Here is a 23,599-nt window from a genome sequence, read left to right on the forward strand (position 1 = left end):
CCGCCTGAGGGGTCTGCACCCTAAGTGCTTGCTGCTGCATATTCCGCCTCGAAGAATTCTGCCGTCACGTCCGCAACATGCCTGTGCTGCCGGTCGACATGGATCATGTGATAGCTGTCATCGAGCCAGCGAAGCTCGCGGCGTCCGCCGATATGCGATGCGATATATTGGGCGTGCCCCGGGCCGCTCAGATCGTCTTCGCGCGAATGCAGGATCAAGGTCGGTGTGCGCATCTCGGGAAGACGCGCTTTCAGCGCCCGGCCAAGTTCATGCATCTCGATCAGGCCGCGTCCCGGGAAGGTTTCGAGCATACCCTCGCCGATCATGCCGGCCACCATTCGGCGCATGCGCTCGTCCTTGATGCCCAGCGAGGGTGTTTCCCGAAAACTCAGGCGGTCAATGAAAGGAATAAGCGATATCCAGCGGATATGCGGTGAGAACAGCGAATAATAGCGCGGCACGTTCCACCCATCGTAGTGGAAGCAGGGCGAATAGACGGCGACGGCGCGGATCGACAACGGATTCCGGTCGGCCGCCATCATCGCCAGCTTGCCGCCTACGCAAATTCCGGCGGCAAAGACCATATCGCTGCGTTCGGAAAGCCAGTCGCCTGCCGCCTCGACGCTGTCAAGCCAGTCCTCCCAACGCGAGCGCCGCAGCACCGCTTCGTTTTCGCCATGGCCGGCGAGAAGCGGCGCGTAGACGCTGAAGCCGCGGCGGTGGAATTGCCTGGCCACCAGCCGCATCTCGGCCGGCGCGCCCGTCAGGCCGTGAACGAGGACGACGGCCTTGCCGTTCGTGCCTTCGAGAAAGAAGGAAAGCCCGTCAGCTGGCATGCGGAAACTCTCCCTGCTGCCGGTTCTCCTTCGCCATGAAGCCCAGGGCATGGCATGTACTGATGACATGTGTGCCGGCCGCTTCCTGCTCCTGCTTGAACTGCTCGTGGAAATTCTTGAGCTTCGTCCAATGCGTCTTCGGGCGGTAGTGATGTTCGGCGTGGTAGCCGTTGCCGAACCAAAGCCAGTTGTAGAAGCGGTTATGGCTGCTGACGCCCCAGGCGATCGGCTCGTCGGGGTCGCCGTTCAGGTGCTCGTAATAGCCATTGAGGGAGGAGAGGCAGTTGCCGAGATAATAGAAAGGGAGGAAGAAGAAGGCAGCCTTCCAGTCGTAGAAAAGGGCAAGCAACACGAAGACGACGAAGGCGATTAGCTCGAAGCGCCCCCATTTCGCCTCGAACGGCCGCTTGCTGGCGATGGCCTGGTGGATGTCGCCAATATCGTCACGGAAGAAGCTGAAGAACGTGTAGGAGAAGACGTTTTCTGGCTCGCCATTTTTTCCGTGTTTGTAGATGGACAGGAGGTCCACCGTCTCGCCGTTTTCATTGGGGCGGTCGCTGTTGCCGGAATGATGGCGCATATGGACCCAGTGATAGTAGACCTGCGAAAAGCCGATGGTCACCGATTCCAGCAGACTGAAGGCGTAGTTCATCCACTTCGGTTTAAAGTATGGCGTATGGATGAAATTGTGGGAGATGCTGTTGATGTTCCACGAGATCGACACGGCATAGACCGCGCCGAGGACCGCCGACTGCCAAAGCGGACGGCTCTCGAAGCCTGCGATCAGGTAGATGTTGAAAGCCAGATGCGCGATGGCGGCAAGCACCGGCACGGTATCCCATTTCGTATGTGCGAAGATTTTCATAGTCCCGTCGCTCCGACACAGACCACGCCGAGCGTCACCAGGACGATGCCGAGCGCGTGGCGAAGATTGATGGTTTCCTTGAAGATGGCCGCGCCCGCAAAAGCGATCGCCGCATAACTCAGCGCCATCAGCGGAAATGCCACCGACAGCGCCACCTCTTCCAGCACGCGCGTCCACATCACCAGCTCGAAGCCCCAGAAAGTGATGCCGAGCCAGATCACCGGCTTCTGCAGGGTCTCAGCGAGCACGCTCGTCGCGCCGTGCTTGAAGCACAGTTCACGCCCGGTCTCCGCAAGAATGCAGAAGAGGATGGCCGCGAGCGTCCATCCGGTCCGCCCCGTCGTCATGGCATCAGCTCCGAAAGCACTTCGAGCAGCGCATGATTTGCCGCACTGTTGATATTGCGGGTCGCCATCATATCGCGTCGCCTGAAAGGTTGGTCGATCAGCACTTCGGCCTTTTTCATCGTGCGGGTATAGAAATCGCCACCATATTGCGGCGTGGAATAATCTCCGGTCACGTCAGCGCCGATGACGCGATGGTGTTCGCCGATTTCACTTAAGAGCCAGAGGACATACGGAAGCTGCATGCAGCCTTGGTCCCAATTGGTGACGGCATCGGCGTCGGACAGAGCGTCTTTGTCGATGGTGACATAGACCGCCTCGGTCTGGATGCGTCCGAGCAGCTTGTCGACGAAGTTAGCCTCACCGAGTTCCGATATCGATTGCCAATGCAGGGCACCGTCGACCTGGCTGAAGCTTGGGCCTGACCCATAGCTCGACTTCACTTTGCTCGGCGGGTGCATATAGGGATAGAGCTCCAGTCGGCCGTCGGACAAAGGCACGAGATTGGCGCCCTTGCGCTCCGGCGACTTGAGGTCGTGGCTGCAGACGCCGAGCGTTATCACCTTCTTGACGAGCGGCTGCTCCAGCGCCTTGTTGACCCAGGAGCCACAATGCATGCCGTTGTCGAAATGCACCCAGTCGGGATGGTTGTCGATGTGAACGACGGTCACCGGCTGGCGACAACGCTCCAAAGCGAGCGATAAGAGCAGCGCGGTCACATGATGGAAGTCACCGGAGCCCATGAAGCAGAGCCGTGACCCCTCGCGCGCGAGGGGTGCAGCCTTTGCCAGGTTGCGCCATACCCCGTCCAGCGCCTGCTGCCGGCCCCAGAGCCGGATAGCGCCGCCGCTTTCCTTGTCGCTGACTTCGTGCGCCCCTGCCATCATGCAGGAGCGCACGAAGTCGGGTTGCAACTCCAGCGCATCATCGAGATGAAGAAGAAGGAGTTGCAAGGACTATCTCCGTTCCGCGCGGGCTAGCAGCTGACCGAGAAGCGAAATCGCAAGCTCGATCTCCTCGTGGCTGATCATCAGGTTCGGGGCGAGCGTGATGACGTTCTTGTGGTAACCGCCGACATCGAGCACCAGGCCGTATTTCTTGCCGTCGACGACCAGATCGCCCTTCATGCCTTCATCGGACATCCAGTCGAGCGTGGCCTTGTCGGGCGTAAATCCATCCGGCTTGCAGATCTCCATGCGCAGCGCCAGGCCGAGGCCATCGACATCGCCGATGACTGCGTGCTGCGACTGCAGGTCCTTGAGGCCTTCCAGGAAGTGCGCGCCCTTCACCATGACGCTGGCGCCGAAGTCGTTTTCCGAGACCATCTTCAGCGTCTCGACCGCGACCGACGTCCCCATCGGGTTGCTGGCAAAAGTCGAATGGGTGGAGCCAGGCGGAAAGATCGTCGGATTGATCATCTCTTCCTTGGCCCAGATACCGGAAAGCGGATTGAGGCCGTTGGTGATTGCCTTGCCGAAGACCAGCACGTCGGGCGATACGCCGAAGTGTTCGATCGACCACAGCTTGCCCGTCCGGTAGACGCCCATCTGGATTTCGTCGACCACAAGCAGGATGCCGTGATCGTCGAGAACCTTCTTCAACTCCGTAAAGAAGTTCATTGGCGGGATGACATAGCCGCCGGTTCCCTGGATGGGTTCGACATAGAAGGCCGCATATTCAGACTTTCCGGCCTTCGGGTCCCAGACGCCGTTATATTCGCTTTCGAAAAGCCGGGCGAATTTCTGCACGCAATAGTGACCATATTCCTCCTTCGACATGCCCTTGGGGCCCCGGAAGTGGTAGGGAAACTCAATGAACTGCGCGCGCTCGCCGAAATGGCCGTAGCGCCGGCGATAACGATAGCTCGAGGTGATCGAGGTCGCCCCCAGTGTGCGCCCGTGATAGCCGCCTTCGAAGGCGAACATCAGGCTTTTGCCTTCGCTGTAATTACGCACGATCTTCAGCGAATCCTCGACCGCCTGCGAACCGCCGACGTTGAAATGCACCCGGCCCTTGGTGCCGAATTTCTGTTCGGCATCCTTGGCGATCATCGCCGCGAGCTCCACCTTTTCGCGATGCAGATATTGCGACGCGACCTGCGGCAGCCGATCGAGTTGGCGGTGGGCGACATTGTTCAGGCGCTCGTTGCGGTAGCCGAAATTGACGGCGGAATACCACATCTGCAGATCGAGGAAGGGCGTCTCCGTTGCATCATAGACGAAGGACCCATCGCACGATTCGAAGAATTTCGGCCTTTGCGAATAATGGACGGTGTCGCCGTGGGAGCAGTAGGCCTCTTCGAGCAGGCGCAACTCATCCTCGGAGATGACGAGATCCGTGGTATCGGCAAGTTTCAGATTGGAACGCATGAAGTCCTCTTCTCACGCAGATTTTGCCACGGGCAGCGCAAAGGGCTGCCGTGACGGGCTGGAAAGGATGCCTGCGACAGACGCCTGAATATCGGCGAAGCTGTCATAGGGGATGAAGGGGATGCGCTGCGCGTGGCAGTAGTCGGCAAGTTTCGCCTTGGCAAAGACCAGCATCGGCTCATGCGAGACGCAAAAGTCGCTGCGGCCGTCGCCGACATAGATCTGGTCGCCTGATGGCTTCACCAGGTCACATTTGCAGACGCCGGAGCCGCCAGCGCAGGCAGCGCTCATAAACGGAAAATCGAGATCGAAGGCTGCTTTACCGGCATCAGAGCCGCCGACCAGCCGGTTTGCGATGATCTGGATATCGGACAGGCCATGCCGCGCAAGGACGCGGCTGATGAAATGGTCGACGCCGTCGCTGACGATGATGAGGCTGAGCCCCGTTCTCTCGCAGAACTCCTTGAAGGCCACGAAGGCGCTGTCGATTTCGATCGTGTCGAGGAACGCGTCCAGTTCTTCGCGTGTCGCCTCAATCAACCGGACCTGGCGCCGCATGCACTGGGCCGAGGTGATCTTGCCGTCGATCCATTGATCTTCGATCTCGTGCCATTCGGGAAGCGCGAAACGCTCCAGGACGAGATCGGTCACGTCCTCTTTCGATATGGTCCCGTCGAAATCGCAAAATACCTGCATCGCATGCTCCGTCAAGAATGTGACAAAGCGTTTAGCGCCGCGAACTGAAGGCAGGATGAGGCCAAGATGAAGCGAAACTGAATTCGCGATTCAGGCGGCTGGAATATCCAGATCGACCCTCAGGCCACGTCCCCAGGCGGGCGTGCCGAGGGTGATCCCGATCTCGAGCCGGTTGCCGATATCGACGACGATCGGCAATCCTAGTCCCGCTCCTTCGCCTGCGTGGGCGTCGAGACGGTTGAACCGCTGGAATGCGGTGTCGCGCTGTTCGGGCGGGATACCGGGGCCGTTATCCATGATGGAGAGCCGCCACCCGCGCGCGCCCGGCTCGATGCGCACCTCGATCTTTCCACGGTCGGGCGAATATTTGATCGCATTATCTAGGAGATTGTCGATCATTACGCGCAGCAGGGCGTGGTCGGTCAGGACATTTGCGTCCTGCGCGCCCACAAGCCCGACATCGAAGTTTCGGTTGTTCAGCAAGGCGCCAAAATCCGCGACCGCCGCAGCCGCAATTTCCCGCAGCGGCAGCGGTTCGAGCTGTAGCGGCTGGTGGCTCACCCGCGCCAGCCGCAGCAGCTGCTCGATCAGATGCATGGCGCGATCATTGCTGACGACAAGGTCCTTCAGCAGGGCCCGACGTTCGTCATCGGAATCGGCGCGATCGAAGAGCTGCAGGAGCAGCTTGATGCCCGCCTGCGGCGTGCGCAGCTGATGGGCGGCAAGATCGGAAAAGCGACGCTCCATCGTCAAGGAGCGCCCGAGCTTCCGCAGCAGGTTGTTCAGCGAATGGACAAGCGGTGCCAGATCCCGCGGCAGGCCCCGCGTGGCGATCATCGACAGGTCATCCGGCGTTCGCGCCCGGATTTGCGATACGAGTTCGCGGATGTTGATGAGCCCGTTGTTGATCGCGAGCCAGATGATAATGGCGATGACGGGCACGAGGATCAGGAGCGGAAAGGCAAGATTGAGAAGAATGTTCTCGACGAGACCTTCGCGAAGAACGATCTTCTCGGCAACCTCGATGGTGATGTCGCTGTTGGGGATCGGCAGGGAATAGATCCGCCAGAGCTCCGCCTGATAGGTCACATCGGAGAAGCCGGCTGTGAACTGCTTGATCTCGGCGGGAAATGCATTGCTGCTGGCAAAGGCCAGCGCCCCGCCCTTCCAAGCGCGAAACGAATGAGCGTCGGCGTAATCATCCGCATCCTCGTTCAGGGCAAGCTGGTTGTCCATGTTGAAGTCGAGGTCTGGAACCTGCACCGTCGGCCTTGGCAGCGGCCGTGTCAGCGGATGCTTCATCAACGACCACAGCACGTTGGCATCGTTGATCAGTTGAGCGTCGTAGATATTGTCGATCTCGCGCGTCGCGCTGCGATAGGCGAAAAAGCCGATGACGGCGATCGTGATGATCAGGGTCGGCAGGATGCGCAGAAAGAGGCGTTGGCTAAGTGTCACTGCTGCCGCTCGACCATATAGCCGACGCCGCGGATGGATCGAATGAAATCGGTGCCGAGCTTCTTACGTAGACTATAGACAGTCACCTCGATCGTATTGCTCTCCACGGAAACATCCGTGTCGTAGAGCGCATATTCGATATCGCTCTTGGTGACATAACGCCCGCTCCGCTCCATCAAGAGGCGCAGGAGGTGAAACTCCTTGGCCGCCATGTGCAGCTGAACGCCATTATGGCGGGCCACCATCGCCGCGGGGTCGATCTCGACATTGGCACAGCGGATGATCGTCTCGTTGCGCCCCTGGCGCCGACGCAGCAAGGCGCGGAGCCGGGCGAGCAGCTCGTCGAGGTCGAACGGCTTACTCAGATAATCGTCGGCGCCTTCATCGAGACCGGTGACCCTATCCCGCACACTGTCGAGCGCCGTCAGCATCAGGATTGGAACGTCATTGCCACTTCGCCTTAGCGACCGCACCACATCAAAGCCGCTGGCCTTTGGAAGGTTGACGTCGAGGATCAACGATCCGTATTCGCTGTCGCGCAGCGCATCGAGCGCCGTTTCGGCATCGCGGAACCAGTCGACGCCATAGGCATGTTTCTCGAATGCCTTTTTCAGCGAGGAGCCGAGAATGTGGTCGTCTTCGACCAAAAGTATGCGCAACACCATCTCCTTGCGTTTCAATCTCCGATCCCGTTTCATCCGTCGCGATTGAGGCCGAAATCCGGCTTCATTCGCTCGGGTTCAACGAAAGGCCCTCGGTTTCAATCTCAAATCGTCGACGACATGAGATGAGGCCGGGGCGACCGTATTCGACAGATCCGCCGAGCGTTATGATCCGCTGGTTATCGAGAATTCTCATCCTAACTCAAGGCCGAAATGGGACCCTAGGACGATCAACGGCAACGATAGTGCCGCCGACCGGAATAGCGCCATGCCCGATGAGACCATATACCCCTGCTCCGCGCCTCGAACGTCAGCGAACGATCCCAATTTCGGAGGCGGCACTGAAGTTTTTAGCAATTTTCTCTTCTGCCGACTGCCTTAGGGACATGCAGGAAGATCCGGAGCGCCGCACTTCTTCTTTTCTGCGGCCGGCGGTCTCTTCGCCTGCTGCTCGACGGTCGCCGGCTTGGGCTGAGGCCGGGGCTTGGGTTCAGCCTGAGGCTTGGGCTCAGCCTGGGGTTTCGATTCAGCCTGTATCTTGGGTTCGACCTGCAGTTTGGGTTCGACCTCTGGTTTTGGAGCAGGTACCTGCGCCGGCGCTGCAACATGCGGCTCCCTGGGCAAGGCTGGCGGCGGGGCGACCTCTCGCGATGGCGGCGGCACAACATGGCGCGGATTGCCGAGCTGCGGCTCGCTGTTGTTTGCAACGCTGGATTTTGCTGGCGTATTGTCCATAATTGCCGGTGCCGTGGGCTTCGTCGGCAGGCCGTAAACATCGGGTTTCGGGCCTGCGCCACCTCCCCTCGGCTTCGCATTCGGAGCTGTGGTCGGTGCAGGGGTCTTGGCGATCTGGCTTTGACCGTTGACGGCAGGTGCGTTGGCCTCGGGCGACCGCGGCTGGCCCTTTGAACCTGGGAGCATATGCGCGTCCGGATTTTCGCTCTGAAGCGGTGATTGGGCGATCGTCCTCGGATCATGAGCCGTATTGGGCTCTGCTTTGAGCGGCTGCGTTTTTTCTGCGGCAGCCGCTTCCGGCTTGTTCGCCAGCTTGTCGGCGGGCGGCAGCGGCTGGCCGTTGGCGCCGGGAAGTGCGTGGGTGGCAGGATTTCCGGTCGGTGCCTGCGGCTGAGTTTGGGGCTGGACCGACGGGATGGATGCCGGCGCCGGCTTCTCGGCTGCGACCGGGGCCTGCTTTTGCAAGACCGCCGCCTTTTTCTGCACCGAGGGCGGCAAGGCAACGTGGAGCGCGGCTGCACCTGCCCCGGCGACGACGGCCGCGCCGGCGAGCTTTTCTCCTGTCGTCAATCCGGGCGCAGCCGGTGCGGCCTCGCTCTCGTTGACAACCGTGTTGTTGACGACTGTGTTGTGAATGTTATTGAAAATGATGTTGTTTTCGGGCGGCGCGACATTGCGCGGGGGTTCCACCCATTCGGGGACCGGAACGAAGACCGGAGCAGGCAGCACGTAGAGATCGACCGGTGGTCTGGGCGGCGCAAGCGTCACGAAATCCGGCGGTGGTGGTGAAAGGAAGACGACCGGCGGCGGCGGCGCATAACCGAAGTCGGCATCATCGAAATACAGGACAGGCCGGTCGACATAGACGATTTCCGGTGGTGGTGGCGGCGGCACGTCATACTCGATCACCGAAAATGACGGGGGCGGCTCGAGTGCTGCCTCGAAATGCTCCAGACGACGGCGGGCATCCCAGACGTGGGGACCACGCGGATAACGTCTCAGGTAGGACCAATAGGCCTCTGGCGTATCCGCATTCGACGTTTCGCGCCAGGTGATCGCTTCGCGGCGTGCTGCAATGATCGCACGCACCCGCCTTGCCATGGCGTCGTTCGGATAGGCTGCAAGGAAATCCTCGTACCCACGCATCGTGTCGCGATCGAGCGCGGCGAAATAGGCATCGCGTTCGTCGAAGTCGCTGATCGGCTTCGTCCGGTTAGCGTCATTGTCATAGCTGGACACCTGGTCCGGCGGCGGATTGGGAACACGATCGAAAAACGTGAAGGCGTTCTTGAAGTTGGAGGCATTCCAGGAAATCTGCGCACCCTTGGTCAGATCGCTGACCCGCAACCGTGTCCGGGCGAACACATCATCGAGCGGAAGCCCGCCGATGCGGATCATTTCCGCCAGGGCATGCGCATAGGAACCGTAAGGACCAGCCTCCTGCGGGGCGACCGTGCCCGGCGCGGCATTGAAGGCGATCAGCTGATTGGCGTCCGGGTCGACGAGCGCCAGACCACCGGCCAGCGGCTGAGTGGACTGCACGAATGGATTGGCTCTTGCTGCATCGAGCACGACGATGCTGCCGCGGTTGTTGATGCCGGCCAGCGATCTCGAGAAATCGGTTATCCGCAGAGCTTCGACCGGCACATCCGTAGCGTTGGCGATCTGGGCGTCGACCGGCAAGAAATAGTTATCGCCCTGATACTGCACGCCATAACCCGCCAGATAGACGAAAACGACGGTATTGGGTCCCGATGCATTCGCTTTCGTCAGAAAGTCCCGCATCGCATCCCGCAATCCGTTCTGGTCGAGGTCGCGCGCGCCGATCACGTCGAAGCCGGCGGCCTGCAGCGTTTGCGCAATCAGCCCGGCATCGTTGGCGGGCGTCGGCAAGGCGCCTGCCTTATAGCCGGCGTTACCCACGACGAGTGCTATTCTCTTTTCAGGGGAACCTTGCGCTTCGACTGGATTTACGGAAGCGATACCGGCCAGAACCAGCACAACGACAAAGAATGTCCAGATCGTCCTTTTAGGCGACAATCCTGTTGTCCAAAGAAGGCAAGGCATTCAGGTTTCTCCCAATCAACATGTGATGCAGTTCACTGTGAGCCCCGCAAAGTCGGGGCCAGGTGTATAAGCTTTCGCCAGAGACGGCTGGCGAGCTTTGCATCGCTACTTAGCAATCGTTTATGAGCGCTGGATTAGGCGAAGCTGAAGCGAAACTGAAGACAAGTCTGTCCCTTCGTAAGCCGCAGGCATCAACGTCCCTGGGCTGGGGCGTCTGGCAAGTCGCCGCGCCGTGAGAGAGCCGGGATCGTATAGGTCGTCTGCGTTATTTCGGTGACGGACGACTCGGAACACATATCGTCAAAACTTCCTGGCCAGGCACGTACAGCCCGCCCGGTTGCGCCGATCTCCGCGAATGAACCCCGACTGAATGATGCCTTCAGCTTTCGTTTCAAAGGGAGCGACTAGAAGAAAGTCGTTCAACCGCGGTCTTATCCGCCTGAGGAGACATAGTCATGATCCGCACGTCAATCATTGCAACCGCACTCGTCGCTCTCGTCGGCATCACCGCCGCAGCCCCCGCCATGGCCAATGACGTGCGTATCGAACAATATGGCTGGTCGAACTCTGCCGGTGGGGCACAGGAAGGATACGGAAACCGGATCAGAACCTACCAGAACGGTGGCTACAACCGGATTCTCGGGCGTCAATATGGCCGCCACAATCTTTCAGCTGTCGGTCAGGAGGGCAATGACAACTATGGCGCCACCTATCAGCGCGGCAACCGCAACGTAGCGGGCGTTGGCCAATTCGGCTCCAGCCATACGACCATCCTTACCCAGGACGGTAATGGCAACATCGCGGCCGGCGTCCAGGTCGGCCATGGCTGCAGCGCCAATGTCAGCCAGGGCGGCAACGGCAATGTCGCGGCTTTTGTCCAGGCCTGCCCGTAGGCGGCTGCACGATGACGTAAAAGAGTCAAGATCGCAACAGCAGGCCATCGGGGGAAACGACCATGCCAAATAGCATGAAACATCCGCACCGCGCGATGGCGCTTCTCGCCCTGGTCCTGCTTCCCGTCGGCGCGGTTGCCGCCATGACAACTGCCAACCAATCTGACGGCGCGCAGCTTTGCGAAATCAAAGCAACGCCTGGAGCAGGTATGGTGAGATTGGATGCGCTGGTCCACGCCGACAAGCATGTCGGGGGGACGTACACCTTCCATGTCGAAAAAGTGGGAGACGGCGGAAGCTCCACGATCAACCAGAGTGGCGATTTTGATGCCGTCGAGGGACATACGGCAATCCTTGGTTCGGTCTCGCTCGACTCGAAAGGAGCCAAATACAAAGCCACACTGGACGTCGTTATACGGGATAGGAGTTTCAGCTGCACGAAACAGATCGACGGCGACTAATCGGCCTCCACACGCTGCAATTTTCGTAAAGGGGCGCCGGTTTCCGGCGTCCTTTTGCTTTCAGGTCGAAACGCCTGAACGACAACTGAATGGGCAATTTCGACTGGGTTCAGCTGCAAGATGCGAACTTTGATCATCGGCTGAAGCAGCCGGAGATGGAGATCAGAATGAGCCGCAACATGTTTAAGATCCTTACCGTTACCCTTCTTGCCGGGAGCCTGGCGCAAGTAGCCTTGTCTGTGCCAGCCTATGCCGGCGGCCGAATCTCGTTCAACCTCGCACCGGACAACGCCGACGATGCGGGTCTTTTCTCAACCGGGCTGCGGGTCTATTCGCTCTACCGCGGCCGGAAAGACGCCGACATCCGGCAGCTGGGCCGGGGTAACGCGGCTGGTATCGCTCAGGCTGGCCGTGGCAACCTCGGCTTCATCCGGCAGCGGGGGAATGGTCATTCCGCGACCTTGCGGCAGAACGGCAACAACAATGCCTATGGCATTTTCCAGTATGGGCGAAATGCTGAAACCGACGTGGTGCAGGATGGGGTTAACGGCAGTGGTGCCACCTTCAGCTATGGCTGGTAAGGCGGTTCACAACAGTCCAAAAGGCGATGTCACGTCGTTTCAGCAGCGCATGTTCGCCGCTTTCCCCGAGGCGACCCCAATGGTGATCACCTACACAATCGCGTCGAACATCCGGACATCTCTTGGCCGTTGCCTCAGAGGAAGTCGCGCACAACACTGGCACCGCCCCCAATCCTGACCGGCTTTCCATCAGCAATGGCAACAGCCTGCCGGAGTGGCTCGGCCGGGGTCGTGTTGGGGAAATGGGATGTTGTCCCGCCTGCCGCGCAGACGATCATCGACGTCCAGATCGAGAAGATTCAGAAGATGTCGAATGGGTCGAAGCAAGCGAGCGCTAGTGACCTGATCGGCTATGGGAGCCGCCACGCGATCGCGCAGCTCCCGCTCTCACTCGGCGGTCGTCAGGTATCGACGTGGGAAATCGGCGTAGATTTTATCACCAAATGGTGCTATTTAAAGCGCCAGGACAAGGATAAGAAACGATGCGATCGACTATCAATCTAGACGACACTCTCGTGGAAAGGGCCAAGTCCCTGACCGGCACAAAAGAAACCGCTGCTCTAGGTGTTTAGTCCCGGCATTTGATGGTGCATTATTTTCCTTAGAATGGAGGGAGGCACTATGGGCCAGGTTCTACACGGGAGCGCCACAACGACAGAGGCAATCCGTCGAGCAATACAAAATAGTGAAGAGAGCCTGAGAGCGCTTTCAAAGCGGTATGGGGTCAATCAGAAGACAATAGCCAAATGGAAGAGACGGACATCATTGGCCGATCTTCCGACAGGCCCGAAGGACCCGCATTCGACAATCCTCTCCCTTGAAGAAGAAGCCGTCATCGTCGCCTTTCGCAGGCATACATTGCTGCCTCTTGATGACTGCCTCTATGCCCTTCAACCGACGATCCCGCATCTGACACGTTCGTCCCTGCACAGGTGTCTGCAGCGCCACGGCATTTCACGCCTGCCGGAAGTGAAAGGCGACAAAGAACCGAAGAAAAAGTTCAAAAGCTACCCGATCGGCTACTTCCACGTCGATATTGCCGAGGTGCAGACGGCTGAGGGCAAGCTCTATCTCTTCGTGGCGATTGATCGCACGTCCAAGTTCGCCTTCGCTGAGCTCTATGCCAAAGCTGGCAAGATGAATGCCGCCCAGTTCCTGCGCAACCTGATCGCGGCGGTGCCCTACACCATCCATACTATCCTGACCGATAATGGCATCCAGTTCACCAACCGGGCCTGTGACCAAAATGCCTTCCAGCACATCTTCGACCGAGTCTGTGAGGAATACGAGATCGAGCATCGCCTGACAAAGGTTAAGCACCCATGGACCAATGGGCAGGTCGAGCGGATGAACCGGACGATCAAGGAAGCGACTGTCAAGCGCTTCCACTACGACGATCACGCACAACTGAAAAAGCATCTCGCCGACTTCATCGACGCCTACAATTTTGGGCGCAGGCTCAAGACACTAAAGGGCCTCACCCCCTACGAGTTCATCTGCAAAAGGTGGACTTCCGAGCCAGATCGATTCATCATCGATCCTATCCATCAAATGCCGGGACTAAACACTTTGAAAGCGCTCTCAGGCTCTCTTCACTATTTTGTATTGCTCGACGGATTGCCTCTGTCGTTGTGGCGCTCCCGTGTAGAACCTGGCCCATAGTGCCTCCCTCCATTCTAAGGAAAATAATGCACCATCAAATGCCGGGACTAAACACCTAGTCCGCCAGGCGTTGGAGACGCTTGTCCGAGTAGAGTCCGGAAAACGCCTCATCGCGCTCGGCGGAACTATGCCCGATGCAGAGGCAGCTCCACGTCGCCGGAGCGCAGCTGCCAAGTGATACTGGCAGACACTTCTATATGGATCGATCATTTCCGCCATGTTGATGCGGAACTTCGGACGATCATTGAGGACGATCGTCTACTCTGCCATCCGGCTGTAGTTGGCGAACTGGCGCTTGGCAGCCTTCGAGATCGCGGGCGCGTGATAACGTTTCTGGCAGCCCAGCGCCAAGCGTTCGTTGCAACGCACGACGAAGTGATGACAATGATTGATCGTCACGGCATTTTCAGTATGGGCATCGGCTATACAGATGCCCACTTGCTCGCCTCGATACTGCTTGATCGGCGAGCGGCGTTATGGACCAGGGACAAGCGTCTTCAGGCGGCGGCCAAAAAGGCAGGCGCTTCATTGCATAAGCCGGCCAATGCTCGCAACTAAACACCTAAATAGTTCTGCCGAGCTTTCGCATTTTTCCGATCTTTCGCCTTGAAAGGATCTGAACCGGCGGCGCCTCAACTCAGTAAGCTAAGCCTGATAAACCGAAATTCTCGGCATAACGTTGATTTATGGAACATTCGCCGACGATATTTGCGAGCCAAGGTTGGATTTCTACTGTCAGATCCTCTCCGGACGCGCCGGACACTATCCTGCTCGGTGCAACTTTTTCCGGGCACTCGACATCGACAGTTGAACAATTCCTATTGCATTTGTCTTTTCACCGACGGCGTCCTCAAGGGAGGCCGGAATTGACCTTCCGGGAGGAAGGCTCGACGATCACACGCTGATCGTTGACGATCGCGTATGCATACTTGGGATCGTCGGGAATGGGCGTCACGACCACGGTCTGCGGCAGGGGCTGTCCGACGCCGCCAGCGTGGTCGCGTCATCGGCGCTCGCCCCTTCGCCGACAACGACGAAATCATCAATTTCGGACAGACTGCGGCTCACCCCTTCTCGAAAAAGAGGGTGGTCGTCCGCGATCACGATCGTAAAGGCTGTCAAGCTTCCCCTTCAGGTTCGGCGTCCTATCCAAGGTGAGCGCGGCTACCGTTTGCTCGACGCCATGCTCATCGTGGTTAAGGCGGAGTCTAATCGAGCTCGACAGCGGCGGCGGGAGCGTGACCGACGCCTTGCAGACGATTGCCTCCTCCTGCTTGCGACAATTCCGCTTGAACGAAACCATCCTTCTCGCCAACCAAAATACAGAGGCGCTGCATCAGGCCCGCGTCGCAGACGCCAGCCAATCCTGCAGGACGAGCCGGCTCGTCCCCCCGTGGACGGAACTGCTTCCATAGTTGGGCGTTTTTGTCAGTTAGATCGGGTACTGCTGGCATTCCGCCGGCGCTGCCGAATGGGAGAAAAATCATGAGAACGATATTAATCGCGATAGGTGCGTTAACTGCTTTAACCGGGTCTGCTTATGCCGCCGAGCCGGCCAAGATGGTCGAGACGAAAATGGGCAAGGTCCTGGCCACTGAAAAAGGCATGGTGCTTTACACATTTGACAAAGATACAAAAGGCAAATCCAACTGCGATAGCGATTGCCTGAAGAAGTGGCCAGCGTTCCACGCTGGAGCCAAGGCCAAGGCGGAAGGCGAATGGTCTCTAGTCAAAGCCGCGGATGGCAAAGAGATGTGGGCCTACGAGGGCAAGCCGCTCTACACCTATGTCGAGGATAAGAAAGCCGGTGAAGCCAACGGCGATGGCGTTGGGGGAGTTTGGCACGCAGCCAAATAGCTGAACCGGCGACCGTTGAACGGGCGGTCGTCGGATTGCCTTCAACCGCAAGACCGAGCTTTGAACTTCATGTCCCTTCTACGGCTGTCGCCGACGAACGCGGCCTCCGCCGAATGTTCATTCCTTGCCATCTACTAGATTCCAAGTGCTGATCAGAAGCAGGGATCGGGGACGCAGGTCTGCGGTCTTAGTTTTCCGCGTTGTGCATTTCTTCTGCTGGGTCGGGCGTGATGCGTTGGAGACGGCAATCACTTCCCTTGGCAGGAAATGTATTTAACTTGACGTTCATCGTCCTCAAAAACTCTTGTGCGGCGAACGGCTGAGACGTGCGGAGCCATTAACGATGATCCGGTATGCGTTGAACTGAACGTGGCAAAGCGAAAGACCGTTGATGACCAGGTACGAAATTGAGGAGCATGACGGCGGTTGGACGGTCGTGGACCACATCACCAGACTGCCCGCCTCCGGCGCGGCTCTGACGTCCCGTAGCCGGCTGGAGGCGCAGGCACTTGCAGATTACCGTAACGGTATGGCGAAGCCCACTGCTGAGCGCATAAAGCCGCGCCTCGAGAAAATTCGCCTCCTATGGAAGGCGGTCTTGGGCACCAACCGTTGACGCCTTACCGGAACCCATCGACTCGTCTCCGACGGCACGTCGCGCCTCTACATCGGAACGAAAGCAAGGGTCGCGTCCCGCTAAAGCCTCGAGGACTTCGCAGAGGCGATGGTCAACGAGTTTTTGGAGGCACCTAAAAACACACTGCACCTTCACCGGTGCAGATAATAAGACGACAACATGCGATGTCGCTGTACCTGCGACAGAAACCGGCCGCGCATCGTGATTGAAGTCAAGGGATACGGTGCGACTGGCTCAAAGATGACCGACATCATCGATGATCTCGATGCAATTATCGACGCCATGCGCCGTGACAACACATCTGCCTTTCACAACCGAGGGAATGAGATGAAAGAACCGGCTTTCAGACCTGAAGAAGATCGTCGATCGCATCGTTGCGGAATTTCGCGGTTCAACGCGACGATCTGAAGGCCATTCGCCAGCGAGGCATTTCGCCCCGAAAGTGGTCCGCAAGTTCCAAGCTACTAGCTGCCCATGACACTTGTAAATGATCCCAGTCCGCCGGTCACAAAAACTTAACCGGCACGTCTTTCGTCAGCAGTCTGGCGAGCTCCTCCGCATCCCAGTTGGTTAGGCGAACACATCCGTGCGAGCCAGTTTTGTCGATCCGGCTCGGCTCCGGCGTTCTTCCTGTCCGACGAGGCAACATCCCTATTCCCCCCGCCGCGAAATATCCGATACCTCGGTTTGTAATTGGTTCTCGGCGACCTTTTCGAGTCAGTCGCCTGCGTTATCGTTAAAGGCGAGTCCGCGCATTCGCCAAGCATCTCGAAGGGCATCTTCGATCTCCTCAATGGAGAACTCGTTGAAGCTTGCCCAGAGGCCGACGGCGAGAGCCTTGATATCGACCCCTGTTTCTGGATTACTTTCCGCCCTGTCGGCAAGTAATCCGATCTCTCTGGTGAGTTCTTCGGTTTCTGTCATCTCTTCACCTAAAACGGCCGAAACGTAGCGGCTTGCTGTGAATACACAAAAGGCATGGGAGCCGATTGCGTTCCGTCTCACCGAGCGCAGCGAAGCCGCCAGGGCGTCGGTCCCGCCCTCCTGCTGCAGAACGATTGCTCGCGCATGGAACAAAGCCGCAGCGCCGTTGTTCACCAGTATAGCTTCCTCATCGATCTGCCACGCCAGACGGCGACGCGCGGTCTGAAAGACGAAAACATGAACCCGTATATCGCGCAGTCCCTGTCGATTGCGATCTCGTCGCTCGCCCTCTTTTCGGGCAGCATTGCTCACGCCGACGAGGCCCCCTTCCTCAAATCATTGGCTGGAAGCTGGAATGGAAAAGGCACCGTCAAGGTGCGCGTAAATGCGCCAACCATTAATGTGACCTGTCGCTTCAAGTCGGATACGACTGCCGCATCTCTGTCGCTGGACGGAAAGTGCACCAGCCTCGCCATCTTCTCCCGCGTGATCACCGCGGATCTCAAGGCGACCGGCAACAGGTACTCTGGATCCTATGTCGGCGCGGGCACGGGCACCGCTGGCCTCGGGGGACAACGCTCTGGCGACACTATCAACCTCGGGATCACCTGGGCGAAGGAAGTTAACGGCGACCGGAAAGCACAGATGACGATCGAGAAAGTCGGGGCCTCGGGGATGCGTCTTACGACAGTCGATACCGATCCAAAGACTGGCAAGGCAGTGGTCACGAGCCGCATCGATCTTCGCCGGAGCTGATCTGGAGTAAATCAACTACTGTGCCGCCAGATGTTTCACAGGAGCCGTATTTGGCCGCGATTGAAGAGGCCAGATCAACGACACGAAAAGCAAATCGTTAAGCTCAGGGCCGCCTCTTACTGCAGCGGCGCTGTTTCTGAGCCGAAGAGACGTGAGGCGATGGAGATTTACAGAACGCCGCAAGACGATGTGAATGCTTTCAACACAGGAATACACCATGCGTCAGTCCAATGAAGAACAACTTCGAGCTCGTGCCTATGCCATATGGGAACGCCAGGGGTGCCCTTCCGGCAAAGATCAGGAACATTGGGACCTGGCCGTACAGGAAATGAACGGGCAGACGGCGCCCGAACGCGACCGCGGCCCTTGGCGAACGCCTCAGGAATTCGGGCCGCAGTCGACCAACCCGCCCCTTAAACCTATATCCGAGTAGTGGCCGCCACCAACGCGTGTCGATGTCTATTCGAAGCGAGCGACCATTCTGCGAAGTGTGCTTCATGGACCTTAGTCCTAACCTTCGGGAATGCCGCTCTACTGCGTGGGGAAGCGGCTCGGCATCCGGTCGTGGACGTTCTCAGGCCCCACGATCATCGCAGCAACCGAGATAGCCTTCTCTCGGTCTAAGGCGCTTGTTATGTAGCCCTCGAGCAGGACAACAGGGCCGAGCATCCTGATCTCGATGGCACCGCTGTCGAGGTTCGAATCGGCGGAAATGGCTGCTTCGAGATGCGCGACGCCGGACAGTCGCGGCGGCCGGCTGGGCAGGCCAGGACGGTCGGACGGCTTCGTCAGGGACTGCTTCCGATGCCATATCGATCTTCGGCGTGCTGCAGATGCTGTAATAGCCGCCGCCCTTCTTGATCCAGGTCAAGCCGTTCAGGCTGTTGTTCGCCTTATCCAGCTTGTACTGATCAAGGCAGTACGCCGGAGGCGACTGTAAGTAGAGCTTGGCGGTCCCGTAGCTTTCCCAGGAAGAACAGGTTTTCTGTTTCTTGATTAGCGAACTATTAACCATTTCCAGGGAATGTAATCGTGGGGCGGTTTTCGCCTGCACCAGAGGAATACACCCATGTCGCCACCGTTCGGCTCACTGATTTTCAACGGTGCAATGATCTGGTGCTCGATAGGTGCTGCATTCCCCGTGGCAGCAAGTTCTTTGACGCCGGAAATGATCAATGCCGCACCATTGGATGTTATTCCCGCGATCTATACACCGACGCCAAAGGACATCGATCCGACGTTTACGGCCAGCACGGCGCTGATATCTGTCGATCCGGCCGCAGTTGCCCTACCGTTCGACACGAACACGCCATCCGCGTCTGTCGCACGCCTTCAAGTTCTGCTTGACCGTGCCGGAGCATCTCCAGGGGTCATCGACGGGCTGGATGGTGGAAATCTGCGGAGCGCGCTTGCAGCATTCGAAGCCATGCAGGGTCTCAATGTTGATGGCAAAATCGGGTCGCAGGTAATTGATGCGATTGATGATCCAAAGCAGGTCATTGGCAGTTACGTGATTACCGGCCAAGATATTTCGATGGTTGTTGGTGCGATCCCCAAAGACTACGCGCAGATGGCACAGATGAAATATCTCGGCTATGCGACTGTGACCGAGGGGCTGGCCGAACGGTTTCACATGGGTGAGGATTTTCTGAACGCGCTCAATCCGAATGCACGATACGTAGAAGGCGAAACGATATTCGTTGCCGATCTTGGGGTAAACAAGACCGGCAAGGCGGTCAGGCTCGAAGTTGACAAAACGCAGGGCCAGGTCAGAGCGTATGCAGCCGACGACTCGTTGCTCGTCGCTTATCCTGCGACGATCGGAAGCGAAACAAACCCATCGCCATCAGGGACGCATACGGTCAAGACCGTTGTGTTGAACCCTGAGTATACTTACAATCCCAAGGTCAATTTTCAACAGGGAAACAATGACAGCGTTCTAACACTCCCTCCCGGGCCCAATGGTCCGGTTGGAACTGTGTGGATCGACCTGTCCGAGCCAACCTTCGGAATTCACGGCACACCCGAACCCAGCCGGATCGACAAGACAGGTTCGCATGGATGTGTTCGTTTGACTAATTGGGATGCGGAAGAACTTGCCAAATTGCTGACGAAAGACGTTTTAGTCGAATTCATGTGACTATGTCGGTTGGTTGCGGCTTTGTTCGCTGGGCGAGGCCATGCCGTTATTGCTCCTTCTGCATTGGTCGATAACTGGCAGCTATTCGAAGGCTGGAGCTCCCGCGCCTTGACAGGGATAGAACCGTCGACCCGCACCGCAAACTGTATCCATGAGTATGTCCATTTATGATGGAGATAGTTTGCCCTGTGGATGCCGGCGCATGCTGAGTTCGGAATTTCTGAGATCGTGGCCGTCGAAATAGAGCAGATCGAAGGCCATGAAGATGGCGTCGTTTGAGCTCTTCTTGCCGCCCCGGCCGCCGAGCGATTGCTGCAGCAGGCCGAAATCCGACCGGCCCTGCTTGTCGAGGACCACCGCCTCGCCGTCGAGGATCGCCGTGCCAACAGGAAGCCACAAGGCCGCTTGTTTGATTGCGGGGAAACGATCAGTGCAGTCATGGCCGCCGCGCGTCAGGATGCGAATACCCGTCGGCTCGACATGCACCGACAGGCAATAGCCATCCCATTTGATTTCATAAACCCAGTCGTCGCCCTTCGGCGGTCTCGCTTTCAGCAGAGCAAGACACGGTTCAATGCGATCTGGCATAGGTCGAGGGGAAGGTTCGGCTGCGCAGGATCTCGCGCTTTGCGCGGCCGGGATCGAACCGGTTTGTCGGCATCCCGCAGGAGCGGTTTTGACTTCGGGGTTTTGGTCATGGAACCATCACATCAGCAAGTACTTAAAATGCCGTCTACGGATGAATGAGTCCACGCAATGAGTGGCCCCTACCCCCATTGGGGCGTCAGCGCCTGTCTCTCGTCCGGTACCCGCCGGACGCGGTAATGCAGCGCTCAACAAGCCGCAGGAGGAATGGTCGAAATTCTGATCCGAGCGGAGACAGCACAAGCCCGGGTAGCGATATCCGGGTTGGCCTTATGCCGCGACGCGGCTATGGTTAGGATGCACGATTTGCGAACTATTATTCCTACGCCGGTGGCGGTGGAGACTGGCCAGCAACAAGGCAGACATGTCTATCCAACGTACGAGCTTTTATGTCATGTTAGCGCTGGTGACGATCGCGTTCATCTGGCTGCTTATCCCCTATTACGCGGCGGTCTTCTGGGCGGTGATACTTGCGATCATCTTCTTTCCAGTACACATGCGACTGGCGCGTTTGCTAGGGGGCCGCCGCAGCATCGCTGCCCTGCTGACCGTGCTGATGTGCATTGGTCTCGTCATCGTGCCGGCATTGGTTATTCTCGCTTCTCTCATCCAGGAAGGCACCAGTCTTTACCAACGGATAAGCAGCAACGAAATCGACCTCAATGACTATCTGGTCCGGATTCAGAATGCCTTGCCCGGCTTCGTCGACAACTGGCTGAACTCATTGAAGCTTGGCGGCTTTGCGGAACTTCGCGCTAACATCTCCTCAGGCGCAGTACAGGCAAGCCGGTCGGTCGCCGGCAGCCTGCTGAGTTTTGGCCAAAACACGCTGCAATTCTTCATCAGCTTCGGGATCATGCTTTATCTGCTTTTCTTCCTCTTCAGGGATGGCGCTGACCTCGGCCGCGCGATCCGAGATGCAATCCCGCTAAACGACGACTATACCCGGCAGTTTCGCGACAAGTTTTCCGCTGTCGTTCGGGCCACCGTCAAGGGAAATATCATCATTGCGATTCTTCAGGGCACGATCGGTGGCGTGACATTCTGGGCTCTGGGAGTCGAGGCCGCCCTGTTGTGGGGCGTCACGATGACGTTCCTGTCGATGCTGCCTGCAATTGGAGCAGCGCTCGTATGGGTTCCAGTCGCCATCTGGCTAGTCCTCATGGGTGCCTGGTTGAAAGCAGCGATCCTGGTTCTCGTCGGCGTATTTGTCATAGGGCTAATCGACAACCTGCTGCGTCCGCCACTGGTGGGCCAGGGGACGCGGCTGCCCGACTATGTGGTGTTGATCTCGACGGTCGGCGGTATCTCCCTGTTCGGCATCAATGGTTTCGTCATTGGCCCCCTGATTGCCGCCTTGTTTATCGCGGCATGGTCGCTTTTCGCCGAACAGCAGAACGCGGAGAAATCGAAGAGCAAGGATATTGAATAGAAACTTTATAGGCTTTCCGGCATGTTGGCCAACGGAGGGGCACTGCCCTTCATTGATATTTCATGCCTCCCATGTACTCCACCGACATAGTTCAATCTCGACGACGCGCTTGGATAAGGCGAAGTATCGCTCCTTTTTCGAGATCCCCTGCCTCCGAACGAAAAAGCGGTGACGAAACCAGCCCTGTTTCATTGCCGCTGCATTCGGCGCCATCGGTCTCCGATATCAGGTAGCGGTGCGCGTGACGTGGTTTTTAACGCGCAGGATGGCCTGCTAAACTAGCGAGATGCTGTCCATCTTGTCCATCAAGAACTGGCCGATCGGTTGGAGCTGCCAATTGGGCGGTGCCCTGGAAGTATCGGCCGCGCTCGCCGAGCTTTTATATGTCCACCAACGTTTGAGCGGCGCATCTGGGGTGCCTCCCCGCCTTGAGCTTTCCACTCACGACGTTGCCTCACCAAATAAAGTAAGAGGTTTACGTACTTTTTATCGATGCCCTGACCATATGAATGTCTTAAACGACGGCTTGCGCGCGCTCAGAGGAATCCCACCATGGCGAGAACCACGGCGGAATACCCTGACCCGGCACTTAGAGAGTGGCGATGACGAAACTCAGCATCCGACATAGCACGACCTACCGTTATCGTTATCCGATTGCGCTCGGGCCCCACCGATTGACCCTTCGCCCTCGAGAAGGGCGCGAACTCCTGCTCGTCAGCCATGACGTCGTTTCATGGCCAGATGCAAAAATGAGTTGGGCGACCGACGTGTTTGCGAATGCCGTCGCGACGGCTAGGTTCGCGGAGCCAACGGATTGCCTGAAAATCGACAGCAAAGCGGTGGTCGACCTAACGTCGGCAGCCTGGCCGGTTTTCGATATCGCAGCGTCCGCCATCACTTACCCCTTTTCCTATGGTGAGCACGAATGGAAGGACCTTGGTGGCCTGCGAGAAGTCCAATACCCCGATCCTTCCAACCTGTTTCAGCAGTGGGTACGGGCGTTCGTTAGATCCGGCTCGACTGATACCCTCTCGCTCTTAAAAGACCTCAGCGGCGGTGTGTCGAACGAGATTGCCTATCAAAGCCGGGAGGCCGAGGGGACGCAATCACCACTGGAAACTCTTGCTGTTCGATCTGGCAGTTGTCGCGATTTCGCGGTCCTTTTTGCTGAAGCCGCCCGGCTTCTGGGTTTCGGTGCGCGGATCGTGTCAGGATACCTTTTCAACCCCAATCAGATGCTTTTTGGCTCGAGGGACAGCGGATCGACCCATGCCTGGGTAGACGTGTTTCTCCCCGGCCCCGGATGGATTACCTTCGACCCGACAAATCGCTCTATGGGTGGTGTAAATCTCATCCCTGTGGCAGTGGTCCGTGATATTGCGCACGCAGTGCCGATCTCCGGTGGCTTCACTGGCGCCGCCGATGCGTTTGTGTCCATGGACGTTGCCGTCGAGGTTTCTGAGTTGTGACAGACCCTCAGCGTCACCAGGGGGGCTATATTGCGATTATCGTTTAGTGAGGCTGAACGCGCCGGTGGCCTTCGACAGACGCGGGCCATTGGACCATCGGTCCATCTCAT

General features: G+C 58.1%; 25 protein-coding genes and 6 pseudogenes. 15 read left to right on the top strand and 16 right to left on the bottom strand.

Features of this window, described 5'->3' with window-relative positions; translation table 11 throughout:
- Nucleotides 1-20: 20 nt before the first annotated feature.
- The 9 genes from BA011_RS28660 to BA011_RS28700 all read right to left on the bottom strand — a co-directional run bounded on the left by BA011_RS28660 (nucleotide 21) and on the right by BA011_RS28700 (nucleotide 10,032).
- Complete coding sequence (locus BA011_RS28660; protein ID WP_065283314.1) at nucleotides 21-836, bottom strand: alpha/beta hydrolase; 816 nt, start codon at nucleotides 834-836, stop codon at nucleotides 21-23.
- Nucleotides 826-1,701 (bottom strand): fatty acid desaturase family protein, encoded by an 876-nt coding sequence (locus tag BA011_RS28665; RefSeq protein ID WP_065283315.1) that lies wholly within the window; start codon nucleotides 1,699-1,701, stop codon nucleotides 826-828. Before BA011_RS28665 ends, BA011_RS28660 begins: the two co-directional genes overlap by 11 nt.
- Nucleotides 1,698-2,048, bottom strand: coding sequence for an EamA family transporter (locus BA011_RS28670; RefSeq protein WP_065283316.1), 351 nt, complete (start codon nucleotides 2,046-2,048; stop codon nucleotides 1,698-1,700). Before BA011_RS28670 ends, BA011_RS28665 begins: the two co-directional genes overlap by 4 nt.
- The gene (locus tag BA011_RS28675) at nucleotides 2,045-2,998 is read right to left on the bottom strand and encodes an arginase family protein (protein WP_065283317.1); all 954 of its coding nucleotides are present in this window, start codon (nucleotides 2,996-2,998) and stop codon (nucleotides 2,045-2,047) included. Before BA011_RS28675 ends, BA011_RS28670 begins: the two co-directional genes overlap by 4 nt.
- Nucleotides 2,999-3,001: 3 nt before the next feature.
- Nucleotides 3,002-4,414 carry an aspartate aminotransferase family protein gene (locus tag BA011_RS28680; protein ID WP_065283318.1) on the bottom strand — a complete coding sequence of 471 codons (1,413 nt, stop codon included), beginning with the start codon at nucleotides 4,412-4,414 and terminating at the stop codon, nucleotides 3,002-3,004.
- A 12-nt stretch (nucleotides 4,415-4,426) separates the two neighbouring features.
- Complete coding sequence (locus BA011_RS28685) at nucleotides 4,427-5,110, bottom strand: MtnX-like HAD-IB family phosphatase (RefSeq protein ID WP_065283319.1); 684 nt, start codon at nucleotides 5,108-5,110, stop codon at nucleotides 4,427-4,429.
- A gap of 90 nt (nucleotides 5,111-5,200) precedes the next feature.
- The gene (locus BA011_RS28690) at nucleotides 5,201-6,568 is read right to left on the bottom strand and encodes an ATP-binding protein (RefSeq protein WP_065283320.1); all 1,368 of its coding nucleotides are present in this window, start codon (nucleotides 6,566-6,568) and stop codon (nucleotides 5,201-5,203) included.
- Nucleotides 6,565-7,227, bottom strand: a complete 663-nt coding sequence (locus tag BA011_RS28695; RefSeq protein WP_065283558.1) for a response regulator transcription factor — start codon at nucleotides 7,225-7,227, stop codon at nucleotides 6,565-6,567. The genes BA011_RS28690 and BA011_RS28695 overlap by 4 nt, the downstream gene beginning before the upstream one ends.
- A gap of 381 nt (nucleotides 7,228-7,608) precedes the next feature.
- Nucleotides 7,609-10,032, bottom strand: coding sequence for a caspase family protein (locus BA011_RS28700; RefSeq protein WP_065283321.1), 2,424 nt, complete (start codon nucleotides 10,030-10,032; stop codon nucleotides 7,609-7,611).
- A gap of 455 nt (nucleotides 10,033-10,487) precedes the next feature.
- Here BA011_RS28700 and BA011_RS28705 point away from each other — a divergent pair, with 455 nt between their 5' ends.
- The 3 genes from BA011_RS28705 (at nucleotide 10,488) to BA011_RS28715 (ending at nucleotide 11,967) form a co-directional block, all read left to right on the top strand.
- Nucleotides 10,488-10,925 carry a curlin gene (locus tag BA011_RS28705; RefSeq protein WP_065283322.1) on the top strand — a complete coding sequence of 146 codons (438 nt, stop codon included), beginning with the start codon at nucleotides 10,488-10,490 and terminating at the stop codon, nucleotides 10,923-10,925.
- Between the two features lie 62 nt (nucleotides 10,926-10,987).
- The gene (gene csgH, locus BA011_RS28710) at nucleotides 10,988-11,386 is read left to right on the top strand and encodes a curli-like amyloid fiber formation chaperone CsgH (RefSeq protein WP_065283323.1); all 399 of its coding nucleotides are present in this window, start codon (nucleotides 10,988-10,990) and stop codon (nucleotides 11,384-11,386) included.
- A gap of 167 nt (nucleotides 11,387-11,553) precedes the next feature.
- A complete protein-coding gene (locus BA011_RS28715; protein WP_065283559.1) occupies nucleotides 11,554-11,967 on the top strand; it encodes a curlin in 414 nt (137 codons plus the stop codon).
- Between the two features lie 137 nt (nucleotides 11,968-12,104).
- Here the strand turns inward: BA011_RS28715 and BA011_RS45350 are convergent.
- Nucleotides 12,105-12,230 (bottom strand): annotated as a pseudogene (locus tag BA011_RS45350) (deaminase); the annotation flags it as partial.
- A gap of 219 nt (nucleotides 12,231-12,449) precedes the next feature.
- Between BA011_RS45350 and BA011_RS42415 the strand changes: the two are divergent.
- The 4 genes and pseudogenes from BA011_RS42415 to BA011_RS28730 form a co-directional block, all read left to right on the top strand.
- Nucleotides 12,450-12,530: pseudogene (locus tag BA011_RS42415) on the top strand (type II toxin-antitoxin system VapB family antitoxin); the annotation flags it as partial.
- Between the two features lie 58 nt (nucleotides 12,531-12,588).
- Nucleotides 12,589-13,629, top strand: coding sequence for an IS481 family transposase (locus BA011_RS28725; protein ID WP_065283324.1), 1,041 nt, complete (start codon nucleotides 12,589-12,591; stop codon nucleotides 13,627-13,629).
- A complete protein-coding gene (locus BA011_RS42420; RefSeq protein ID WP_420493442.1) occupies nucleotides 13,619-13,807 on the top strand; it encodes a type II toxin-antitoxin system VapB family antitoxin in 189 nt (62 codons plus the stop codon). Before BA011_RS28725 ends, BA011_RS42420 begins: the two co-directional genes overlap by 11 nt.
- Nucleotides 13,804-14,187: a type II toxin-antitoxin system VapC family toxin gene (locus BA011_RS28730; RefSeq protein WP_033182978.1), complete on the top strand. Its 384-nt coding sequence runs from the start codon at nucleotides 13,804-13,806 to the stop codon at nucleotides 14,185-14,187. Before BA011_RS42420 ends, BA011_RS28730 begins: the two co-directional genes overlap by 4 nt.
- A gap of 292 nt (nucleotides 14,188-14,479) precedes the next feature.
- Here BA011_RS28730 and BA011_RS42425 read toward each other — a convergent pair.
- Nucleotides 14,480-14,614 (bottom strand): annotated as a pseudogene (locus tag BA011_RS42425) (DUF1236 domain-containing protein); the annotation flags it as partial.
- Nucleotides 14,602-14,751 (bottom strand): annotated as a pseudogene (locus BA011_RS42430) (response regulator transcription factor); the annotation flags it as partial. The pseudogenes BA011_RS42425 and BA011_RS42430, both read right to left, overlap by 13 nt.
- Before the next feature lie 363 nt (nucleotides 14,752-15,114).
- On the opposite strand from BA011_RS42430, the gene BA011_RS28740 reads away from it, so the two are divergent.
- The 3 genes from BA011_RS28740 to BA011_RS44500 all read left to right on the top strand — a co-directional run bounded on the left by BA011_RS28740 (nucleotide 15,115) and on the right by BA011_RS44500 (nucleotide 16,531).
- On the top strand, nucleotides 15,115-15,486 hold the full coding sequence (locus tag BA011_RS28740; protein ID WP_065283326.1) for a hypothetical protein: 372 nt from the start codon (nucleotides 15,115-15,117) through the stop codon (nucleotides 15,484-15,486).
- A 391-nt stretch (nucleotides 15,487-15,877) separates the two neighbouring features.
- Nucleotides 15,878-16,102: a hypothetical protein gene (locus BA011_RS28745; RefSeq protein WP_065283327.1), complete on the top strand. Its 225-nt coding sequence runs from the start codon at nucleotides 15,878-15,880 to the stop codon at nucleotides 16,100-16,102.
- A 261-nt stretch (nucleotides 16,103-16,363) separates the two neighbouring features.
- On the top strand, nucleotides 16,364-16,531 hold the full coding sequence (locus BA011_RS44500) for a hypothetical protein (protein WP_186806575.1): 168 nt from the start codon (nucleotides 16,364-16,366) through the stop codon (nucleotides 16,529-16,531).
- 97 nt (nucleotides 16,532-16,628) lie between these two features.
- On the opposite strand, the pseudogene BA011_RS42440 reads toward BA011_RS44500, so the two are convergent.
- Together BA011_RS42440 and BA011_RS46360 are read right to left on the bottom strand one after the other, a co-directional pair.
- Nucleotides 16,629-16,748 (bottom strand): annotated as a pseudogene (locus BA011_RS42440) (L,D-transpeptidase); the annotation flags it as partial.
- A gap of 92 nt (nucleotides 16,749-16,840) precedes the next feature.
- Nucleotides 16,841-17,221, bottom strand: a complete 381-nt coding sequence (locus tag BA011_RS46360) for a hypothetical protein (RefSeq protein ID WP_335727684.1) — start codon at nucleotides 17,219-17,221, stop codon at nucleotides 16,841-16,843.
- On the opposite strand from BA011_RS46360, the gene BA011_RS28755 reads away from it, so the two are divergent.
- A complete protein-coding gene (locus tag BA011_RS28755) occupies nucleotides 17,192-17,803 on the top strand; it encodes a hypothetical protein (RefSeq protein ID WP_420493438.1) in 612 nt (203 codons plus the stop codon). The genes BA011_RS46360 and BA011_RS28755 overlap by 30 nt on opposite strands.
- A gap of 217 nt (nucleotides 17,804-18,020) precedes the next feature.
- The gene (locus BA011_RS42445) at nucleotides 18,021-18,236 is read left to right on the top strand and encodes a DUF2934 domain-containing protein (RefSeq protein ID WP_151343611.1); all 216 of its coding nucleotides are present in this window, start codon (nucleotides 18,021-18,023) and stop codon (nucleotides 18,234-18,236) included.
- Between the two features lie 98 nt (nucleotides 18,237-18,334).
- On the opposite strand, the gene BA011_RS28760 is transcribed toward BA011_RS42445, so the two are convergent.
- The gene (locus tag BA011_RS28760; RefSeq protein ID WP_420493443.1) at nucleotides 18,335-18,568 is read right to left on the bottom strand and encodes a BON domain-containing protein; all 234 of its coding nucleotides are present in this window, start codon (nucleotides 18,566-18,568) and stop codon (nucleotides 18,335-18,337) included.
- Nucleotides 18,569-18,971: 403 nt separating this feature from the next.
- On the opposite strand from BA011_RS28760, the gene BA011_RS28765 reads away from it, so the two are divergent.
- Entirely contained in the window at nucleotides 18,972-19,943 is a 972-nt protein-coding gene (locus tag BA011_RS28765) for a L,D-transpeptidase family protein (protein WP_065283561.1), read from the top strand.
- Between the two features lie 168 nt (nucleotides 19,944-20,111).
- Here the strand turns inward: BA011_RS28765 and BA011_RS28770 are convergent.
- Nucleotides 20,112-20,641, bottom strand: a pseudogene (locus tag BA011_RS28770) (ATP-dependent DNA ligase); the annotation flags it as partial.
- A gap of 311 nt (nucleotides 20,642-20,952) precedes the next feature.
- On the opposite strand from BA011_RS28770, the gene BA011_RS28775 reads away from it, so the two are divergent.
- Both BA011_RS28775 and BA011_RS28780 read left to right on the top strand, forming a co-directional pair.
- Entirely contained in the window at nucleotides 20,953-22,020 is a 1,068-nt protein-coding gene (locus BA011_RS28775) for an AI-2E family transporter (RefSeq protein ID WP_065283330.1), read from the top strand.
- A 602-nt stretch (nucleotides 22,021-22,622) separates the two neighbouring features.
- Nucleotides 22,623-23,489: a transglutaminase family protein gene (locus BA011_RS28780; RefSeq protein ID WP_065283331.1), complete on the top strand. Its 867-nt coding sequence runs from the start codon at nucleotides 22,623-22,625 to the stop codon at nucleotides 23,487-23,489.
- The last annotated feature ends 110 nt before the right edge of the window (nucleotides 23,490-23,599 follow it).

This window comes from Rhizobium leguminosarum (assembly GCF_001679785.1).
Lineage (GTDB): Bacteria > Pseudomonadota > Alphaproteobacteria > Rhizobiales > Rhizobiaceae > Rhizobium > Rhizobium leguminosarum_R.

What these genes read in the sequence shown, in the direction of transcription:
- BA011_RS28660 (WP_065283314.1), bottom strand. Translation starts at nt 836, where the DNA reads ATGCCAGCTGACGGGCTTTCCTTCTTTCTCGAAGGCACGAACGGCAAG.
- BA011_RS28665 (WP_065283315.1), bottom strand. Translation starts at nt 1,701, where the DNA reads ATGAAAATCTTCGCACATACGAAATGGGATACCGTGCCGGTGCTTGCC.
- BA011_RS28670 (WP_065283316.1), bottom strand. Translation starts at nt 2,048, where the DNA reads ATGACGACGGGGCGGACCGGATGGACGCTCGCGGCCATCCTCTTCTGC.
- BA011_RS28680 (WP_065283318.1), bottom strand. Translation starts at nt 4,414, where the DNA reads ATGCGTTCCAATCTGAAACTTGCCGATACCACGGATCTCGTCATCTCC.
- BA011_RS28685 (WP_065283319.1), bottom strand. Translation starts at nt 5,110, where the DNA reads ATGCAGGTATTTTGCGATTTCGACGGGACCATATCGAAAGAGGACGTG.
- BA011_RS28700 (WP_065283321.1), bottom strand. Translation starts at nt 10,032, where the DNA reads ATGCCTTGCCTTCTTTGGACAACAGGATTGTCGCCTAAAAGGACGATC.
- BA011_RS28705 (WP_065283322.1), top strand. Translation starts at nt 10,488, where the DNA reads ATGATCCGCACGTCAATCATTGCAACCGCACTCGTCGCTCTCGTCGGC.
- csgH (WP_065283323.1), top strand. Translation starts at nt 10,988, where the DNA reads ATGCCAAATAGCATGAAACATCCGCACCGCGCGATGGCGCTTCTCGCC.
- BA011_RS28715 (WP_065283559.1), top strand. Translation starts at nt 11,554, where the DNA reads ATGAGCCGCAACATGTTTAAGATCCTTACCGTTACCCTTCTTGCCGGG.
- BA011_RS28725 (WP_065283324.1), top strand. Translation starts at nt 12,589, where the DNA reads ATGGGCCAGGTTCTACACGGGAGCGCCACAACGACAGAGGCAATCCGT.
- BA011_RS28740 (WP_065283326.1), top strand. Translation starts at nt 15,115, where the DNA reads ATGAGAACGATATTAATCGCGATAGGTGCGTTAACTGCTTTAACCGGG.
- BA011_RS28745 (WP_065283327.1), top strand. Translation starts at nt 15,878, where the DNA reads ATGACCAGGTACGAAATTGAGGAGCATGACGGCGGTTGGACGGTCGTG.
- BA011_RS44500 (WP_186806575.1), top strand. Translation starts at nt 16,364, where the DNA reads ATGACCGACATCATCGATGATCTCGATGCAATTATCGACGCCATGCGC.
- BA011_RS28755 (WP_420493438.1), top strand. Translation starts at nt 17,192, where the DNA reads ATGGAACAAAGCCGCAGCGCCGTTGTTCACCAGTATAGCTTCCTCATC.
- BA011_RS42445 (WP_151343611.1), top strand. Translation starts at nt 18,021, where the DNA reads ATGCGTCAGTCCAATGAAGAACAACTTCGAGCTCGTGCCTATGCCATA.
- BA011_RS28765 (WP_065283561.1), top strand. Translation starts at nt 18,972, where the DNA reads ATGATCAATGCCGCACCATTGGATGTTATTCCCGCGATCTATACACCG.
- BA011_RS28775 (WP_065283330.1), top strand. Translation starts at nt 20,953, where the DNA reads ATGTCTATCCAACGTACGAGCTTTTATGTCATGTTAGCGCTGGTGACG.
- BA011_RS28780 (WP_065283331.1), top strand. Translation starts at nt 22,623, where the DNA reads ATGACGAAACTCAGCATCCGACATAGCACGACCTACCGTTATCGTTAT.